Origin of the sequence: Serratia sp. CY47280 (assembly GCF_052168655.1) — a bacterium.
Lineage (GTDB): Bacteria > Pseudomonadota > Gammaproteobacteria > Enterobacterales > Enterobacteriaceae > Serratia > Serratia bockelmannii.
This window is the reverse complement of record NZ_JBJNMG010000002.1, coordinates 731,000-749,377: the sequence shown is the minus strand read 5'-3', so window position 1 is coordinate 749,377 and position 18,378 is coordinate 731,000. Positions and strand designations below refer to the sequence as shown.

Genomic DNA, 18,378 nt, shown 5'->3' with positions numbered 1-18,378 from the left:
GCACCCACCCACGGCTACACGGCCAAGCATCTGCACCGCTAAACATCTGCGCTTCCATACGTCCAAAAAAGATTAATATATTCCATAATGGCATATAGAACCGTTATTTGTTCTTTTTAAAGCGCTTATCCTCAGCGCTATCATCCGCACAACGACTTTTATACCGAATAATCCTGGAGATGAGTCATGGCGATCCCCCATTCCGTCATCGAGATGATTGGCAATACCCCGATGCTGGAACTGACCCAGTTCGATACCGGCCCATGCCGGCTGTTCGTCAAGCTGGAGAACCAAAACCCCGGCGGTTCGATCAAAGACCGCGTCGCGCTGTCGATGATCGAACAGGCCGAGCGCGACGGCAAACTGCAGCCGGGCGGCACCATCATCGAAGCCACCGCCGGCAATACCGGCCTGGGGTTGGCGCTGGTAGCGGCGCTGAAAGGCTATAAGCTGCTGCTGGTGGTGCCGGACAAGATGAGCCGCGAAAAGATCTTCCACCTGCGCGCACTGGGCGTGGAAGTGCTGCTGACCCGTTCGGACGTCGGCAAAGGGCACCCGGCTTACTATCAGGATTACGCCAAACGCCTCGCTGGAGAGATCCCCGGCGCCTTTTATATCGATCAGTTCAACAACCCGGCCAATCCGGCGGCCCATACGACCACTACCGCGCCCGAACTGTGGCAGCAGATGGAGCATGACGTGGACGCTATCGTCGTCGGTGTCGGCTCCGGCGGCACGCTGGGCGGGCTGAGCCGCTATTTCGCCGACGTTTCGCCGCAGACGGAATTTGTGCTCGCCGACCCTGCCGGCTCTATCCTGGCGGACTATCTCGACCACGGCCACATCGGCGAAGCGGGCAGTTGGTTAGTTGAGGGCATCGGCGAAGACTTCGTCCCACCGCTCAGCGACTTTGACCAGGTCCGCCACGCGTACCGCATCGGCGACGCGGAGGCCTTTACCACCGCGCGCGATCTGCTGCGCAAGGAAGGCGTGCTGGCGGGATCGTCCACCGGCACCCTGCTGGCCGCCGCTCTGCGTTACTGCCGCGCGCAAACCGAACCCAAGCGGGTCGTGACCTTCGTTTGCGACAGCGGCAACAAATACCTGTCTAAAATGTATAACGACCACTGGATGCTGGAGCAGGGCCTGCTGAGCAAACCGCAGCACGGCGATCTGCGCGATCTGATCGCCTATCGCCACGACGAAGGCGCCGCCGTTTCCGCCGCGCCGGACGACACGCTGGCGATCGTGCACGCCCGCATGCGGCTGTACGACATCTCGCAACTACCGGTGCTGGAAGGCGATCGGGTCGTCGGATTGATCGATGAGTGGGATCTGCTGAACGCCGTCCAGGCCGACGCCGCCCACTTCAGCCTGCCGGCCGGCAGCGCGATGACCAAGCAGGTCCAGACGCTGCAAAAGGAAGCCGGCTACGAGGAATTACAGGCCACCTTCAACCATGGCCACGTCGCGGTGGTGCTCGACGGCGAGCGCTTCCTCGGCCTGATTACCCGCACAGACGTGCTTAACGCCTGGCGCCAAAAATTACGTTAATAAGGACCCATTATGGCCAAGTTTGATACGTTGACCGTTCACGCCGGTTACACCCCGGACGCGACCGGCGCAGTGATGCCGGCGATTTACGCCACCTCCACCTACGCCCAACCGGCACCGGGCGAGCATACCGGCTACGAATACTCCCGCAGCGCCAACCCGACGCGCACAGCGCTGGAAAGCGCCATCGCCGAACTGGAAGGCGGCAGCCGCGGCTACGCCTTCGCCTCCGGTCTGGCGGCCTGCTCCACGGTGCTGGAGCTGCTCGATAAAGACAGCCACCTGATCGCGGTAGACGACCTGTACGGCGGCACCTATCGCCTGCTGGAAAAAGTGCGCAGTCGCACCGCCGGCCTGCGCGTGACTTACGTGTCGCCGGCGGATCTCGCCGGGCTGGAACAGGCGATCGAACCGGATACCAAAATGATCTGGGTCGAAACGCCGACCAACCCGCTGCTCAAGCTGGCGGATCTGAGCGCCATCGCCGCGATCGCCAAAAAGCATCAGCTCATCAGCGTGGCGGACAACACCTTCGCCTCGCCGTATCTGCAACGTCCGCTGGATCTAGGTTTTGACGTGGTGGTGCACTCCGCCACCAAATACCTCAACGGCCACTCCGACGTGGTGGCGGGCGTCGCGGCGGTGGGGGATAACCCGGCGCTGGCGGAACAGCTCGGCTTCCTGCAAAACGCGGTCGGCGGCATTCTCGATCCGTTCAGCAGCTTCCTGACGCTGCGCGGCATTCGCACCCTGGCCCTGCGCATGCAGCGCCACAGCGACAGCGCGCTGCGCATCGCCCAGTGGCTGGAGAGCCAGCCGCAGGTGGAAAACGTCTACTATCCCGGCCTGCCGAGCCATCCGCAGCATGAGCTGGCGGCACGCCAGATGACGCGCTTCGGCGGCATGATCTCGGTACGGCTGAAAGGCGACGACGCCTATGCGCGTCGGGTCATCCAGAGTTCGCGCCTGTTCACCCTGGCAGAAAGCCTGGGCGGCGTGGAAAGCCTGATTAGCCAGCCGTTCAGCATGACGCACGCCTCCATTCCGCTGGAACAGCGCCTGGCAACCGGCATCACGCCGCAGCTGGTGCGCCTGTCGGTAGGGATTGAGGATGTGGAAGATCTGATCGCCGATCTGCAGCAGGCGCTGGCGGAATAATCGCCTGAATCAATCGTCATCAGCCCGGCCGGCGCGCCGGGCTTTTTTGTGCCTGATGTTCAGACGCCGATGACGTCCCGATAAAAGCGCTGTGCCACATCGGGGTGGGAACGAATGCGGCCTTTCAGGTAGTTATACCCCACGTCGCGCAGCAGCGGGTTGAGCGGATCGCTGGCCGGGCCCCGAGCCTGCGCCGCCAACGGCGGCGGCAGTTGATACAGCGGCACCACCGCGTCCAGCCGTGCGCCGAGGAAGAACGCGATCGACAACCTGTCGCGCCCTGCCGGCGGCGTCTCCACCCGGTGCACCGTGGCGCGCAGATAGCCGTTGGTCGCCAGCTCCAGCAGCTCGCCGATGTTCACCACGAAAGTGTCTTCACGCGGCTGCGCGTCTATCCACCGCCCTTCGCTCACCTCCACCTGCAGCCCTTTTTGCGCGTCCTGCAGCAGGAAGCTGAGAAACCCGGAGTCCTTGTGTGCGCCAACGCCCTGTGCGCTGCCGGTAGCCTCCCGCCCCGGATAGCGGATCAGTTTGATGTGCTCGTTGGGCTTCTCGCCGTACAAGCGATCGAACGCCTGCTCCGGCAGCGACAGCGCCAAAGCGAAAGCGCGCAGCAGCCGCAGCGACATGGCGGTCATCGCCTGTTGCCACTGCAGCAGCAGCGGTTTCAGCGTCGGTAGCGCTGCCGGCCACTGGTTTGGCCCCTGCAGGCGTGCCCAGCGTGGCGTGTCGTCAGACAACGTCAGCGCCGGGCGTTCGGCGCCGATATCGAACTGCTCGCGCCAGTCAGGCTGCCCGCGCGTGAGCTCCGCCGCCGCCCGGTTGTAACCGCGAAAGTGCGGCGAATGCACCATCTGCACCGCCAGCTTGTCGGCTTCCGGCAGGGCGAAAAATTGCCGCGCGGCGTGCTGCAGTCGCGCATTCAACGCGCCGTCTACGCCGTGCCCACGCAGATAGAAAAAACCGACGTCGCGGGCCGCCGCGCGCAAATCGTCGAGAAAGGTGCGCCGCTGGCGCGCATCACCGTCAAGCTGCGAAAGATCCAGCAGCGGCAGCGTCTTCAGCGTCGTCAGATGCGTCATCATGCGGTTCCTCTTCTTCCCCGATCACGATCGGGCTGCCATACAGACGAATAATCAACATTGTCACTCCCCGCGGGTAGCTGCATTTGCCCCATAGTTATCACCGCGCTCGCCGGAGCGGCCAATATTGTTGCGTTCTAAGTTATGCAAACGTTCAACAAACTGTCGCAAAACCGTCATCAATGTTTCTTATGCTCTGCGCAATTTCGCCGACGCCGCTGGCTGGCGATGGGCGCTATCCGCTATCCTGTAAACGACCTCATACCCTGCCTGCCGGAGAAATACTGATGGATTTAGCCTTATTCGACCTGGATGAAACCCTGATTGACGATGACAGCGCCAGCCTGTGGATCCGCTGGCTGGTCGGCCAGGGCTTCGCGCCGGCGGAGCTGGAACTGCAGGAGCAGCAGCTGATGCAGCTCTATTATCAGGGCAAGCTGTCGATGGAGGACTACATGCAGGCCACGCTGGCGCCGCTGACCGGCCTGAGCGTGCAAACCGTGGCCGGCTGGGTGCAACGCTACATTCGCCGCGATATCCTGCCGCGCGTCTATCCCGCCGCCCGTGAGCGCCTGCAGTGGCACCGCGAACGCGGCGACTGCATCCTGGTGATCTCCGCCACCGGCGAGCACCTGGTGGCGCCGATCGCCGAACAGCTCGGCGCCGACGATGCGCTGGCGATCGGCGTGGAAATCAGCGACGGTCGCTTCACCGGCCACACCTACGGCACCATGACCTACCAACAGGGCAAGGTGATCCGCCTGCAGCACTGGCTTGCGCAGCATCCGCACCTAAAGTTCGAGCACAGCCACGGCTACAGTGACTCCCTCAACGACAAGGCGATGCTGCAATTCGTCGACAGCGCCACGGTGATCAACCCCGACAGCGAGTTGAGCGCGCTAGCGGCGGAGCACGGCTGGGAAGTGTGCCGCTGGGAGCGTTGATCGGCAGACAAAAAATGCCCTGCGGTGTGACAAAAAGCGCATTGTGGCGTAGGTATTAAGGGTCTTTAATCCGCTAACGGAGTTATCCCATGCTGACCATTTGGGGTCGTGAGAATTCGAACAACGTCAGGAAGGTGCTGTGGTGCGCCGCCGAACTGGGGCTGAGCTATACCCACATCAACGCCGGCGGCGCGTTCGGCAAGGTCAACGAAGAGAGTTACCGCGCGTTGAACCCGAACGGCCTGGTGCCGCTGCTGCAGGACGATGACTTCGTGCTGTGGGAGTCCAACACCATCGTGCGCTACCTGGCGGCGAAATTCGGCGACGCGACGTTCTATCCGCAAGATCTGCAGGCGCGCGCCGCCGCCGAGAAATGGATGGACTGGACCACCTCAACCATCGTTCCGGCCTTCACCATCGTCTTTTGGGGCCTGATCCGCACCGCGCCGGAGCTGCGCGACATGGCGAAAATAGAAGCGGCGATCGCCACGCTGGAAAAACACTTCGATATCATTGAACAGACGTTGGCGCACCAGCCTTACCTCTCCGGCGACGCGTTCGGCTTCGGCGATATTCCGCTCGGCAGCTTCGCCTACGGCTGGTTCGAGATGCCGATCGCCCGCCGCCCACGGCCGAACATGGAGCGCTGGTATCAGCAACTGCGCGCTCGCCCGGCCTATCAGCGCGGCGTGATGAGCGAGCTCACCTGATGCGTGCGGGGCGTTACGACGCCCCGACCTTCAGCAGCTTGCCGTCCCGTTCGTCCGTCAACAGATACAGGTAGCCATCCGGCCCGCTGCGCACCTCACGAATGCGTTCGCCGCGATCGCCCAGCAGCCGCTCTTCCGCCACCACTTTGTCACCCTCCAGCGTCAGGCGAATCAGTTCCTTTTGCGCCAGCGCGCCGATGAACAGCGAGTGACGCCAGGCAGGGAAGCGCTGCCCGTCATAGAACGCCATGCCGCTGAGGCCGGGCGAGACTCGCCAATAGTGCAGCGGTTGTTCGGTGCCGGGCACCCGCTCTCCTTTCGCCTCCGGGATCGGCTGGCCGGAATAGTTGATGCCGTAGGTGGCCAGCGGCCAGCCGTAGTTTTTACCCGGCAGCGGGATGTTGAGCTCATCGCCGCCGCGCGGGCCATGCTCGTGTTCCCAGATCGCGCCGCTCCGCGGGTTCAATGCCAGCCCTTGCGGATTGCGGTGGCCGTAAGACCAGACCTCCGGGCGTTTACCTGCCTGGCCGACCCAGGGATTATCTGGTGGTATCGCGCCCTCGGCGGTCAGCCGCACCAGCTTGCCCTGCAGTTTGTCGGTTTCCTGCGCCGTCGGCCGCTGGTTGTTTTCACCCAGCGCGATAAACAGGTAGCCTTGCCTGTCGAACGCCAGCTTGCCGCCGAAGTGATTGCCGACCGACAGCTTGGGCTGCTGACGGAAGATCACCTTAAAGTTCTCCAGCCGCGCGCCATCGTCGCTCAGGCGGCCATAGCCGACCGCCGTGCCGGCTTTGCCGCCCTCGCCCGGTTCGGCGAAGCTGAGGTATACCCGGCGGCTGGCGGCGAAGTCGGGGGCCGGCAACACCTCCAGCAGGCCGCCCTGCCCCTCGGCGTAGACCTGCGGCACGCCGGCGATCGGTGCCGACAGGCCTTTGCCCGGCTGCCACAGCCGCAGCCGACCGGGCCGTTCAGTGATAAGCAGGCCTTGATCCGCCGGCAAGAAGGCCAGCGACCAGGGGTGTTCCAGGCCGTCCTGCAGTTGGCTGACCGTCGGCGCGGCGTGCAGCAGGCCGCTGCACAGCAGCAAACCGGCCAGCAGAGTCAATCGGGGCATGGTGTCCTCCTGGGGTGAAATGACCCGTTTAGTGTAGCCCACTCAGCGGATGTGGTCGTTTGCATTACATTTCAATAGGTTGCCTTTTGGCCGTAGTGTGCTTAAGTTAACGCATCACCCAGGAGGAAAAATGGACATTACCGTTACCGACGCGATTGACGAACAAACCCTCGATGCGATCAGGCAAGGGCTGCGCGCTTACAACCTGCCGCATATCGACGCCAGCCACCGCAAGCCGCTCAGCGTCTATGCGCGCGACGAAGCCGGTACGGTGATCGGCGGCCTGACCGCCGAAACCTGGGGCAACTGGCTGAGCGTCGAGTGGCTGTGGGTGGCGGATACCCAGCGCGGCAGCGGCCTCGGCGGCCGGTTGATGCGCGCCGCCGAACGCGAGGCGCAGGCGCGCGGCTGCCGCTACGCTCGCCTGGATACCTTCAGCTTCCAGGCGCGGCCGTTCTACGAAAAACTCGGCTATCAGTTGCAAATGACGCTGAAAGATTATCCGGTGGAACATGAGTGTTATTTTCTCACCAAAACCCTGACTGATTAATGGATGGACGGATGGACAGCAAAAGCATGGTGGTGAACTGTGTGGCATACAAAGCCGGCCAACGGCTGGGCGAAGTGACCATCGACGATATCAGCGAGGTGGTCAAACAGCCGGACACCTTCGTCTGGCTGGGGCTGCGGCAGCCGGAGCCGGCGTTTATGCGCAAGGTGCAGGAGGAGTTTGGCCTGCACGATCTGGCGATCGAAGACGCGCTGTGCGCGCATCAGCGGCCGAAGCTGGAAACCTACGGCGACTCGCTGTTCATCGTGGTGAAAACCGCGCAGTGGGGCGAACACGACGAAATCGAATACGGCGAAACCCACTTCTTCGTCGGCAAAATCTTTCTGGTGACGGTGCGCCACGGCGCCTCGCCCAGCTACGCGCCGATCCGCGCCAAGGCGGAAGAGAACCACAAGCAGATGTGCCGCGGGCCGGGCTTCGCCCTCTATTCGGTGTTGGACTTCGTGGTGGACAACTACCGCAGCGTGGTGACGCGCTTCGAGAGCACCATCGAGAACATCGAAGCCAACATGTTCCAGTCGGAGTTCGATCAGGCGGCGATCGAGAACGTCTATACCCTGCGCCGCCACCTGTTGGCGCTGCGCAACGCCGCGCTGCCGATGGATGAAATCTGCAATCAGCTGATCCGCCTGCACGAAGAGGTGATCCCGAAGGAGCTGCGCGCCTACGTGCGCGACGTGCAGGATCACGCGCATCAGGTGGTCAGCAACATCGACGACATGCGCGAAATGCTGACCAACGCCATGCACGTCAACCTGGCGCTGGTGACGGTCAAACAGAACGAAGTGGTGAAACGGCTGGCGGGCTGGGGGGCGATTTTGGCTATCCCGACGGTGGTCTTCAGCCTGTATGGCATGAACTTCGCCGACATGCCGGAACTGAAATTCCCGTGGGCCTATCACGCCACGCTGGGAGTGACCGCCGTCGGCTGCATTTTCCTGTATCAGAAGCTGAAGAAATCGGGCTGGCTGTAGCGCCCAAACGGCGGCTTTTCCCGCCGGCAAAGACGCTCTGCGGGGCAGCCGGGTCCACCGACCGCCCCGCCGCTTCAATACAGCATCGGCCGCCGATCGCGATGCACGTGATTGTGGCGGCCAATGTGCTTGTCATCGGCTACGCCGATATCCATCGATGCCAGCACCATGCCTTCGCCCTCCAGGCTCTGCGTCAACGGATAACCATCGGCGTCGACGATCACCGATCCGCCGATCCACGCAACGCCGCGCTCCGTTTCGCAGCGATCGCACACCGCGATGAACAGCCGATTGACGGCGGCGTTGGCCTGCGCCTTCACCATCTCCGCCGGCCGTTCACCCTGCGGGCGCGGCGCCAGCGGCCAGTTGACCGGCGCGCACAGCAGTTGAGCGCCGGCCAACGCCGGCAGCCGCACCCACTCAGGGAATTCGAGATCGTAACAGATCATCACCGCCAAGCGGCCAAAGCGGGTCTCGACGACCGGCGGTGGCCGATCGCCGGCGGTAAAGATCGTGCTCTCTTCATGCCACAGGTGGGCCTTGCGATAAATCGCCCTCACCCCCTGCGCATCGATCAATGCCGCGCTGTTGGCCACCTCACCCTCGGGCAGGCGCTCGCAGAAACCGGCGACGATCGCCACATCCAGCTCACGCGCCAGTCCCCCCCACAGGCTGAGGCTAGGCCCGTCTTCGGCCTCGGCCAACGCCAGCGCCTCCGCCTTATCGCGCAGCACGTAGCCGCTGTTCACCAACTCCGGCAACACGATGACGTTGGCGCCGTGCTGCGCCGCCCGGCGGATAGCCTGGGCGGACAGCGCCCGATTGTGCTCCGCTTCCCCTACCCGCAACGCTAACTGGCAGCATGCGACGCTGATTTTTTCCTTCACTCCGGTTCTCCTTCCAATAACCCCTCGCAGCGCAACGCCACCCGCCGTTCGGCTTCAAGATCGAGCTTACGGCACATTACGACATAAACGCTCCCGGCCACCAGCAGGCCGATCAGAAAAGCGATATCCGCGCCGCCCAGTAAAACAGCAAAGGGACCGGTGTAAAAGCCCAACGTCATGAACGGCACCATCGCCAGCAGACCGACCGCGTAAGCCGTCAGACCGGAGCCGCCCCAGCGGCCATAGATCCCCGACGGGTTGAAGATTTCACCTATCGCGTAATGCCCGCCGCGCACCACGTAAAAGTCCATCAGGTTCACCGCCGTCCAGGGCACCAGAAAATACAGCATCAGCAGTACGAAGGTATTGAAGCTGGCGAGATAGCTCGCCGGGATGGCCAACGCCACCGCAAACACCGTCATAGCGACGACGCCAATGCCGGCCATGCGTAATTTCAACGTTGGCGTCACTTTACGGAACGCGTCAATCGCGCTGAGGCTGGTCAGCATTGCGCCATAACAGTTGACCGCCATGATACCGACCAGCGAGGGCACGGCGATCAGCACGGCCAACGTACCAAACCCAGGATAGACGGCATTACCCACCGCCTGTACGCTGCCGATCGCATCGGGGGCCGGTAAGGCTGAAGCCAGAAACGCGCCCAGCGACATCAGCCAAAGCGCCGATCCGGCCGCCCCCAGGTAAGTCCAAAAGATCACGTTGGCCGACGGCGTTTCATGCGGTAAATAACGCGAGTAGTCGGAAACGTACACTGCATAGCTGATTTGATAGCCGGCGGCGGCCGACAGCTGAATCAAAAAGGCCGCCCACGAAAAATGCCCGGCGCCGACGACGGCGTCCATCCGCAGCGACAACACGGCGCCGACCGTCAGCACGCCGAACACTGCCATCATCACATAGGTCAGCCAGCGCTGCACCGCATGCAGCATGTCGTGGCCGACGATCGCCAACAGCACGGCCACCGCGATCAGCAACGCATACCAAGGCAGACGGTGGCCCGGCAACACCGTGTTGATCGCATCGGTCGCGAGAATAACGTTGAACACATTGAAACCGATGTAAACAAACACCACGGCGGCAAAGGGAACGATGGCGCCACGCAGGCCGAATTGGGCCCGTGACTGGATCATCTGCGGCAGCCCCATGCGCGGCCCCTGATTGGCATGACACGCCATGAAGAACGTGCCGACCCCCACGCCGACGGCAATGGCCAGCATCGAATAAAGCGCGCCCAACCCCAACGCCGGGCCGCTGAAACCGACCACCATCGTCGTCAAAACGAAATTACCGGTAAACCAAAACGGCGCCTGATGCCAAACCTTGCCATGCCGCTCGTGACGGGGCACATAGTCTATCGAGCGCACTTCAATTTTTGGGCGTGACGCCACATTGCGATTGTTCATGTCCCACCTCGTCGTTTCAACGCTCGGTTTGCGGCTGCAGCTGCGCTGCCGGGCGGCTCAACAGGCTGCCCAACACGAAGGCGACGCCGCCGCCCAGCAGACCGCCGTAGATCGGGCTGTTGGCATCGATGCCGTGCCAGATCATCAGCCCTACCACACACAGGCTGCCGGTCAGCATGCTGGCAATCGCGCTGGCGCTGGTAGCGCGCGGCCAGAAGATCGCCCCCACCAACGGGATCAACATGCCCCCCACCAACAGGTTGTAAGCCAGCGTCAGCGCCGCCAGCACGTCGCGCACCACAAACGCCAGCCCCAGCATGACCACACCCATGAAAAGCGTGGTGAAGCGCCCGGCGGCCAGCCCGCCGGAAGGTTTGCGGCGGATGGCCGGCAATACGTCCTCCAGCGCGATAGTGGAAGACGCCAGCAAGCAGGCGCTGGCGGTAGACATCAGCGCCGCCAACGCCGCGGCGGCCACCAGCCCGCTGACGCCGACCGGCAACACCGCCTGCGCGATAGCGGCGAAGGCGCCGTCGGTGTTGCTGAGCGACGGCAGCACGATCTTGCCGGCCATGCCGATCAGCGCGCCGGTCACGCCGTACAGCACGCAATAGACGCCCGCGCCCAGCCCGGCGAAGCGCGCCACATTGGCGCTGCGGGCGGTGAACACCCGCTGCCAGATGTCCTGGCCGATCAGAATGCCGAAGAAGTAGATCAGGAAGAACACCAGAATGGTGTCCAGCCCGATCGACGACAGCTGGTAGTAACCGGCGGGCAGCAGGCTGGTGAACGCCTCCCAGCCGCCGGCCTTGACGATGCTCATCGGCATCAGCACCAGCATCATGCCGACGGTCATGATGATGAACTGAATGATGTCGGTCAGCGTCAGCGACCACATGCCCCCCAGCGTTGAATACAGCACCACCAGCCCGCCGCCAAGCAGGATAGACGCGCTGAACGACAGGCCGAACATCACCTGCATCACGCTGCCGATGGCGATGATCGAGGTCACCGCCACCATCAGGTCATACGCCAGCATGATCGCGCCGCTGGTGACCCGCGCGGCCGGGTGATAACGCCGCGACAGCACCTGGCTGACGGTATACAGCTTCAGTTTGAGCAGCGGCTTGGCCAGCACCAGGCTCAACACCACGATGCCCAGCCCGAGCGCGCCGCACAGCCAGACGCCGGAGATGCCGTAGGTGTAGCCGAGCTTGACGCTGCCGATGGTCGACGCGCCGCCGAGCACCACCGCCGACAGCGTGCCCAGATACAGCCCCGGCCCCAGGTTGCGCCCGGCCACCAGATACGCCTCTTTGGAATTGGCGCGGTGAATGCCCATCCATCCCACCGCGCCTATCACCAGAAAGTAAATCACCACAACCAGCAGATCGAGATTCATGGGTACCTCCACTCCGTTGTTATTGTTATCAGGGGGCCCGACGCAACCGCTCCGCCGGTAGGGTCAGTACGCCGGCCTCAGCGGGCCGGCAGCACGCACAACATTTCAAACAGCAGGTTGGCGGCCAGCAGCGCCGTGTTACCGGAGCGATCGTAAGGCGGCGACACTTCCACCACATCGCCGCCCACCAGGTTCAGCCCGCGGCAACCGCGCACGATCTCCAGCCCCTGCCAAACCGACAGCCCGCCGACCTCCGGCGTGCCGGTGCCCGGCGCAAAGGCCGGATCCAACCCGTCAATATCGAAGCTGAGGTAAACCGGTGCATCGCCTATCTGTTCGCGGATCTCCGCCATCAGCGGCGTCAGCGACCGGTGCCAGCAGGCTTCGGCCGGCACCACGCGGAAGCCCTGGCGCCGTGACCAATCGAAGTCATCCGCCGCATAGCCGCTGCCGCGCAGGCCAATCTGCACCACCTTTTCGGGCACCAGCAGCCCCTCCTCAAACGCGCGGCGGAAGGTGGTGCCGTGCGCCAGCTGTTCGCCGAACATCTCCTCATTGGTATCGGAATGCGCATCGACGTGGATCAGCCCGACCGGGCCATGTCGGCGGGCGACGGCGCGCAGCACCGGCAGCGTCAGGGTGTGATCGCCGCCGAGCGTCAACGGCATGCAGCCGTGTGCCAGGATCTCGTGATAAACCGCCTCGATGCGCTGCACGCTGTCCGCCAGGCTGTAAGGGTTGATGGCGACATCCCCCAGATCGGCCACCTGCAGCCGTTCGAACGGGGCGGAACCGGTGCCCATGTTGTAGGGGCGGATCATCACCGATTCCTGGCGGATCTGGCGCGGGCCATAGCGGGTGCCACTGCGGTTGGAGGTGCCGATATCCAGCGGAATGCCGACAAAGGCGGCGTCCAGACCGTGCGCCTGTTCGGCGGCGGGCAGGCGCATCATGGTGGGAATACCGGCAAAGCGCGGCATGTCGTTACCGCTTTGGGGTTGGTTCAGCATGGCGTATCCTTGTCTTGATCTGCGATGAATTGAAACATTTGAGCAACATTCGCAGACTACCCCGTTGGCCGCCTCGGCTACCATTCCCGCTTTTGCATGTAAACATCGGAAAACGCGATGCAACTAACCTATTGAAGTATTGATTTTTATTTCAAATTCATGCCATAAGGAAGACCATATCTTCAGCGCCGCACCTATATCTTCGATGTTAAAAATGGGTTAACCGGCCGACGTTCTGCGGAGGGACGATGCTCACCAACCTAAGCGATATCGATCTGAAACTGCTGCGGGTGTTCGTCGCGGTGGCGGAAGCCCAGGGCGTCAGCGCCGCACAGGAAGCGCTGTTGATGAACCAATCGACCATCAGCACCCACCTGGCCTCGCTGGAAACCCGGCTGGGTTTTCGCCTGTGTCAACGCGGCCGCTCCGGCTTCCGGCTGACGCCCAAGGGCGAACGCATGCTGATCGCCTGCCGCTCGCTGTTCAACGCCGCCCGCGACTTCACCCGGGTCAGCCAGTCGCTGAACGGCCTGCTGACCGGCGATCTGCAGATCGGTCTGGTGGATAATCTGGTTTCGCTGCCGGGCAATCCGTTCAGTCAGGCCATCCAACACTTCCAACGCCGACATCAGGACGTGCAATTGCAGTGCCGCATCTGTTCGCCGAACGAGATTGAACAAGGGTTGCTGCACCGGCAGCTCGATCTGGGCATCGGCTACTTCGGCCAGCAGCTGGAGGCGTTGCGTTATCAGCCGTGGCTGGAGGAGACGCAGGCGATCTACTGCAGTAGGGATCACCCGCTGTTCGCGGTAGAAGAACCGGGGCGCGAGCAGATTGAAAACGCGCGCTGGGTCAAGCGTGGCTACCTGCTGGCGCAGCAGCTGTGCCCGATCGCGCCGCCGCATCTGGCCGCGGTGGCCCACCATATGGAAAGCGTCGCCCATCTGGTGCTGAGCGGCACCTGTCTCGGCTATTTGCCCACCCACTACGCGGCGCGTTGGGTGGAACAGGGGCTGCTTCGGCAGTTGGGCGGTACGGCGCTCTCATACCGCGCCACGCTCAGCCTGGTCAGCCGCCCCGTCCAGCCCGACGAGGCGCTGAACGCGCTGCTGGAGGATTTGGCGCGCGCCGCACGCCCATCACCTCATCGCTGAGAGGCCAGCGCCCGATTCATGGCAAACAGCGTGCCGGTTAAAGACAGGACGAGTAATCCGATGATGGCCCAGGCGAAAGAGGGCGCCCCGCCCTTGTCGAGCAACATGCCGCCGACCGCGCCACCGGCTGCCACGGCGGTATTCCAGCCCGTCGTATACATGGACTGCGCCACGTCGGCCGCGCGACCGGAAAGGCGTGACAATGCCGTCTGCGTGAGGGTGGCGAAACCGCCGAAAGCCAAGCCCCAACAAGCCACGGAGAGATAGACCATCGGGATCATCCGTCCCCCACTCCCCAGCAGCACGGCAGCGAGAGCAAAGATGACGATACTCATCACCGTAAGAGATTGGACTCGCCGATCGACCAGCATCCCGGCGACGCCCAATCCGGCAATCGCGCCCAGCCCGAAGATAAACAGAACGATATCGACCCGCTCGGACAACCCCGACGGCTTGAGAAAAGGCTCCAGGTAGATATACAGAATGTTATGGGCAACGATAAAGGTAAACACCACGAACAGCACGGCGCGGATCCCCCGTTGCAAGAATACGCCGCTCAGAGACGGCCGATGCGCCTTAGCCTGGCCGGGGAAATCCGGCACGATGGCGATGATCCACACCACGAGCACCAGCGCCATCAACGTCATCAGACCAAAGGCGCCCTGCCAGCCGATGGCTCGGCCAAGCAACGTGCCGAGCGGTACGCCAAGCACCAACGCCAAAGTGGCGCCGGCGCCGGAGATCGCAATAGCGCGGCCGCCAAGGTGGGCCGGTGACATGCGCACCGCATAACCGGCCAGCAAGGACCAAACGATGCCGCCGAAAACGCCGGCGAAGAAACGCGTCGCCAATGAGACGTGATAATCGTTCGACAGCGCCGTGACGAGGTTAACGATGGCAAAACCGCCGATCGCGCTCAACAGCAAGGGGCGGCGCCGCATGCCCTGCGTCAATGCGGTGAGCGGAATAGCGGCGACCAACGCGCCCACCGCATAGGCGGTGATGAACTGCCCAGCCAGGCTTTCAGATACGTTCAAATCGCCCGCGATCGAAGACAGCACGCCCGCCGGCATGATCTCGGTCAGCAGCGTGATAAAAGCGGCCATTGCCAACACCAGCAGGCCGCCCAGCGGCAACCGATCGATGCCCTCGGCAGGCGCAGATATCGTCGTTTGATTCATTAATCACTCCCCATTCAAAGATGTTTCCGCCCATCGCGGATGACGTTTGCATCATGCTGCCCACTCGCTGATAAAAGAAAAACAGGCTAAAGTGAACAACACTCATGACATAAAGTTCATCAATAGAATGGAAGCCTATGGAAAGTCTGGGTTCTCTCGACGTTTTCGTGCGGGTCAGTGAAAGCCGCAGTTTCACGGCGGCCGGGCAACAGCTGGGGATCTCCGCCTCGGCGGTCAGCAAGACCATCGCCCGGCTGGAGGAACAGCTCAGCGTGCGCCTGTTTCACCGTTCTACCCGTACGGTCAACCTGACACCGGAAGGGGCCTTGTTTCTGGAAAGGTGCCGACGCATTTTGAGTGAGGTGAAAGAGGCGGAAGCCGAACTGTTGCAAACGCGGGGAACACCTCAGGGCAAGCTGCGCATCAGTCTCCCGTCGCTGGGCACGCTTTTCATGCCAAAACTGGGGGACTTCAAGCGCCGCTATCCTGAGATCGAGCTGGATATTGATTATTCGGATCGGCTGGTTGACGTGATTGAGGAAGGTTTCGATGCCGTTATCCGCAGCGGAACCCCGAGCGATTCACGGCTGGTTGCCCGCCGGCTGGGTACCTGCCGCAAGGTTTTCGTTGGCGCACCGGGTTATTTCAGCAAAGTGGGTATGCCGCGCAAGCCCGAGGATCTGACAAGCCATGCCCGTTTGCATTATCGCTTTCCCAGCACCGGCAAACTGGATGTCTGGCCGCTGGGAGACAAGACGGAGATGATCCCCGAACGGCCGGCCAGCATGGTGACAAATACCCTCGATCCGCAGGTATGCTTCGCCGAACAAGGGCTGGGCATCGCTTATTTGCCGGAGATCGCCGTGCGCAGACAGCTGGAACAGGGCAGCCTGGTGACGGTTTTGGATGACTACGACCGCGAGAACATGGTTTTTCATGTCCTCTGGCCGTCGGGCCGCCACCTGTCAGTCAAAATCAGGCTGTTCGTCGACTTTGTGACGAGCCACCTTTTCCCGCTTTAAACAACGTATGCCGCCTTAACTGACCGGCATACGCGCCGGATCGGGATACTGGTACTCAAAACCCAGCTCGTTGCAGATGCGGTTGCCGTCCACCAGCCGCTCATCCTGATCCGCTTCGTCGGCGAACTGCGGCGGCGCCAGGTGCAGCTGTTCGGCCAGCGCAGGATAAAATTCGCGTTTGGCCGGATGATGCGGCGCGCACAGGTTGTACACGTGACCGCCCCTCGGCAGCTTCAGCAGCAGTTGGATGGCGGCGATGACGTCGTCCTGGTGCACCAAATTCACCCCCTGCGACCCGCCCTTCACGTCGAGTTTGCCCGCCAGGAAGCGGCCGGGGTGACGATCGGCGCCCACCAGCCCCGCCAGCCGCAGAATGTCCACCGAGGTGTTCGGCAATTCATGCAGCCAGCGCTCCAGCTCGGCCAACACCCGGCCCGACGGCGAGACCGGCCGCAGCGGCGAGTCTTCGCGCAGCGTGCCGGCAGTTTCGCCGTACACCGAGGTGGAACTGGTAAAGATCACCCGCGGCACGCCAAAGGCCATCGCGCTGTCCACCAGCATGCGCACCGCATTGAAATAGTTCTCGCTGCCTTCGACGGTACGGCGAGCGGGCAGCGTCACCACCAGCGCATCCACGCGCAGCAGCGATTCCAGATCGTCCGGATCGCACACCAGCTCCGGCGTCAGCTCCAGTTGATAGCATTCAATGCCGCTCATGCGCGCGGCCTCGACGCCGTCCGGCGTGGTTTTGCTGCCGACCACATCATACCCGCGGCCCATCAGCGATAACGCCAACGGCATGCCCAGCCAACCTAAACCAATAATGGCTACCTTTTTCATCCTCTTCCTCTCCTGAAGATCGCAGCGCCCTGCCCCTAAGGCTACGCCACTGTACACGGCGATACAATCTGCCCGGCTTAAGGTTAGGTAAAGCCGTGTGTGGCTAATAACTCAACCTGTTTCAATAAATTAAATTTATGACGTTAAAAAAGGGTTGCACGGTGGACAGCGGATAGTTTAGCTTAATTGGCATACGGTTTTTACCGGCTTTTGATTAGAGAAAAACACCATGACACGCGTTCAGTTCAACCACCATCATCACCATCACCCTGACTAGTCTTTCAGGCGATGTGTGCTGGAAGACGGTTTGTTAATCTTCCAGTGGCGCGCAGAACGCAAGAGAGAGCCCTCGGAAGATTTCTTCCGAGGGTTTTTTTTTGGCTCCGGACAGACAGAAAAGAAAGTTTTTTACAATAAATTCATAAAATTACAGATTAAACAGAGGTTACCATGCTGGACAAGACACGTTTACGGATCGCAATGCAGAAGTCGGGCCGCCTGAGCGATGAATCCCAGGAACTGCTGGCACGCTGCGGCATCAAGATCAACCTGCAGCAGCAGCGTCTGATCGCCTTCGCCGAAAACATGCCGATCGATATCCTGCGCGTGCGCGACGACGACATCCCGGGCCTGGTGATGGACGGCGTGGTCGATCTGGGCATCATCGGCGAGAACGTGCTGGAAGAAGAGCTGCTCAGCCGCCGCGCCCAGGGTGAAGACCCGCGTTACTTCACCCTGCGCCGCCTCGATTTCGGCGGCTGCCGCCTGTCGTTGGCCACCCCACTCGACGCCGAATACGCCGGCCCGCAAAGCCTGCAGGACGCCCGCATCGCCACCTCTTATCCGCACCTGCTGAAGCAATACCTCGACAAACAAGGCGTGCGCTTCAAATCTTGCCTGCTGAACGGCTCGGTGGAAGTCGCGCCGCGCGCCGGCCTGGCCGACGCCATCTGCGATCTGGTCTCTACCGGCGCCACGCTGGAGGCCAACGGCCTGCGCGAAGTGGAGGTGATCTACCGCTCCAAAGCTTGCTTGATCCAGCGCGACGGCGAAATGCCTGAAGCCAAACAGCAGCTGATTGACCGCCTGATGACCCGCATTCAGGGCGTGATCCAGGCGCGCGAATCCAAATACATCATGCTGCACGCGCCGAGCGAGAAGCTGGACGAGATCGTCGCGCTGCTGCCGGGCGCCGAACGCCCGACCATTCTGCCGCTGGCCGGCGCGCAGAATCGCGTGGCGATGCACATGGTCAGCAGCGAAACCCTGTTCTGGGAAACCATGGAAAAACTCAAAGCGCTCGGCGCCAGCTCGATTCTGGTGCTGCCGATTGAAAAGATGATGGAGTAAC

18 protein-coding genes and 1 other annotated feature are annotated in these 18,378 nt (G+C 62.2%); of the genes, 10 read left to right on the top strand and 8 right to left on the bottom strand.

The features are described 5' to 3' along the window. Nucleotides 1-186 precede the first annotated feature (186 nt). On the top strand, nucleotides 187-1,554 hold the full coding sequence (locus ACJ8J4_RS13050; protein WP_193403095.1) for a pyridoxal-phosphate dependent enzyme: 1,368 nt from the start codon (nucleotides 187-189) through the stop codon (nucleotides 1,552-1,554). A 12-nt stretch (nucleotides 1,555-1,566) separates the two neighbouring features. Next, nucleotides 1,567-2,712, top strand: coding sequence for a trans-sulfuration enzyme family protein (locus ACJ8J4_RS13045; protein ID WP_264383895.1), 1,146 nt, complete (start codon nucleotides 1,567-1,569; stop codon nucleotides 2,710-2,712). 59 nt (nucleotides 2,713-2,771) lie between these two features. Here the strand turns inward: ACJ8J4_RS13045 and ACJ8J4_RS13040 are convergent, their stop codons facing one another. Beyond that, nucleotides 2,772-3,794, bottom strand: coding sequence for an isopenicillin N synthase family dioxygenase (locus ACJ8J4_RS13040; protein ID WP_264383956.1), 1,023 nt, complete (start codon nucleotides 3,792-3,794; stop codon nucleotides 2,772-2,774). A 287-nt stretch (nucleotides 3,795-4,081) separates the two neighbouring features. On the opposite strand from ACJ8J4_RS13040, the gene ACJ8J4_RS13035 reads away from it, so the two are divergent. Next, entirely contained in the window at nucleotides 4,082-4,738 is a 657-nt protein-coding gene (locus tag ACJ8J4_RS13035; RefSeq protein ID WP_025302204.1) for an HAD family hydrolase, read from the top strand. A gap of 89 nt (nucleotides 4,739-4,827) precedes the next feature. Next, complete coding sequence (locus ACJ8J4_RS13030; protein ID WP_025302203.1) at nucleotides 4,828-5,448, top strand: glutathione S-transferase family protein; 621 nt, start codon at nucleotides 4,828-4,830, stop codon at nucleotides 5,446-5,448. Between the two features lie 13 nt (nucleotides 5,449-5,461). Here the strand turns inward: ACJ8J4_RS13030 and ACJ8J4_RS13025 are convergent, their stop codons facing one another. Next, nucleotides 5,462-6,562 carry a PQQ-dependent sugar dehydrogenase gene (locus tag ACJ8J4_RS13025; protein ID WP_049207932.1) on the bottom strand — a complete coding sequence of 367 codons (1,101 nt, stop codon included), beginning with the start codon at nucleotides 6,560-6,562 and terminating at the stop codon, nucleotides 5,462-5,464. A 130-nt stretch (nucleotides 6,563-6,692) separates the two neighbouring features. Between ACJ8J4_RS13025 and ACJ8J4_RS13020 the strand changes: the two genes are divergently transcribed. Then, nucleotides 6,693-7,112 carry a GNAT family N-acetyltransferase gene (locus tag ACJ8J4_RS13020; RefSeq protein ID WP_025302201.1) on the top strand — a complete coding sequence of 140 codons (420 nt, stop codon included), beginning with the start codon at nucleotides 6,693-6,695 and terminating at the stop codon, nucleotides 7,110-7,112. Between the two features lie 11 nt (nucleotides 7,113-7,123). After that, complete coding sequence (locus tag ACJ8J4_RS13015) at nucleotides 7,124-8,107, top strand: magnesium and cobalt transport protein CorA (RefSeq protein WP_442516074.1); 984 nt, start codon at nucleotides 7,124-7,126, stop codon at nucleotides 8,105-8,107. 74 nt (nucleotides 8,108-8,181) lie between these two features. Here the strand turns inward: ACJ8J4_RS13015 and ACJ8J4_RS13010 are convergent, their stop codons facing one another. From ACJ8J4_RS13010 to speB, 4 genes are all read right to left on the bottom strand, one after another. Then, nucleotides 8,182-8,994, bottom strand: a complete 813-nt coding sequence (locus ACJ8J4_RS13010) for a nitrilase-related carbon-nitrogen hydrolase (protein ID WP_049207929.1) — start codon at nucleotides 8,992-8,994, stop codon at nucleotides 8,182-8,184. After that, nucleotides 8,991-10,418, bottom strand: coding sequence for a purine-cytosine permease family protein (locus ACJ8J4_RS13005; RefSeq protein ID WP_099817577.1), 1,428 nt, complete (start codon nucleotides 10,416-10,418; stop codon nucleotides 8,991-8,993). The genes ACJ8J4_RS13010 and ACJ8J4_RS13005 overlap by 4 nt, the downstream gene beginning before the upstream one ends. A 16-nt stretch (nucleotides 10,419-10,434) precedes the next feature. Then, nucleotides 10,435-11,820, bottom strand: coding sequence for a sodium:solute symporter (locus ACJ8J4_RS13000; RefSeq protein WP_264383894.1), 1,386 nt, complete (start codon nucleotides 11,818-11,820; stop codon nucleotides 10,435-10,437). Nucleotides 11,821-11,897: 77 nt separating this feature from the next. Continuing rightward, on the bottom strand, nucleotides 11,898-12,830 hold the full coding sequence (gene speB / locus ACJ8J4_RS12995; protein ID WP_264383893.1) for an agmatinase: 933 nt from the start codon (nucleotides 12,828-12,830) through the stop codon (nucleotides 11,898-11,900). Between the two features lie 248 nt (nucleotides 12,831-13,078). Between speB and ACJ8J4_RS12990 the strand changes: the two genes are divergently transcribed. After that, complete coding sequence (locus ACJ8J4_RS12990; RefSeq protein ID WP_025302195.1) at nucleotides 13,079-13,984, top strand: LysR family transcriptional regulator; 906 nt, start codon at nucleotides 13,079-13,081, stop codon at nucleotides 13,982-13,984. Here the strand turns inward: ACJ8J4_RS12990 and ACJ8J4_RS12985 are convergent. Next, nucleotides 13,975-15,165, bottom strand: a complete 1,191-nt coding sequence (locus ACJ8J4_RS12985; protein ID WP_264383892.1) for an MFS transporter — start codon at nucleotides 15,163-15,165, stop codon at nucleotides 13,975-13,977. The genes ACJ8J4_RS12990 and ACJ8J4_RS12985 overlap by 10 nt on opposite strands. Before the next feature lie 137 nt (nucleotides 15,166-15,302). Between ACJ8J4_RS12985 and ACJ8J4_RS12980 the strand changes: the two genes are divergently transcribed. Beyond that, a complete protein-coding gene (locus tag ACJ8J4_RS12980) occupies nucleotides 15,303-16,187 on the top strand; it encodes a LysR family transcriptional regulator (RefSeq protein WP_264383891.1) in 885 nt (294 codons plus the stop codon). Between the two features lie 15 nt (nucleotides 16,188-16,202). Here the strand turns inward: ACJ8J4_RS12980 and ACJ8J4_RS12975 are convergent, their stop codons facing one another. Beyond that, a complete protein-coding gene (locus tag ACJ8J4_RS12975) occupies nucleotides 16,203-17,027 on the bottom strand; it encodes an SDR family oxidoreductase (RefSeq protein WP_264383890.1) in 825 nt (274 codons plus the stop codon). A 229-nt stretch (nucleotides 17,028-17,256) separates the two neighbouring features. On the opposite strand from ACJ8J4_RS12975, the gene hisL reads away from it, so the two are divergent. After that, entirely contained in the window at nucleotides 17,257-17,304 is a 48-nt protein-coding gene (hisL, locus tag ACJ8J4_RS12970; protein ID WP_100396937.1) for a his operon leader peptide, read from the top strand. Next, nucleotides 17,280-17,406: a sequence feature (His leader region), on the top strand. (Overlaps the previous gene by 25 nt.) Nucleotides 17,407-17,477: 71 nt before the next feature. Next, nucleotides 17,478-18,377, top strand: coding sequence for an ATP phosphoribosyltransferase (hisG, locus tag ACJ8J4_RS12965; protein WP_015377256.1), 900 nt, complete (start codon nucleotides 17,478-17,480; stop codon nucleotides 18,375-18,377). Nucleotide 18,378 lies beyond the last annotated feature (1 nt).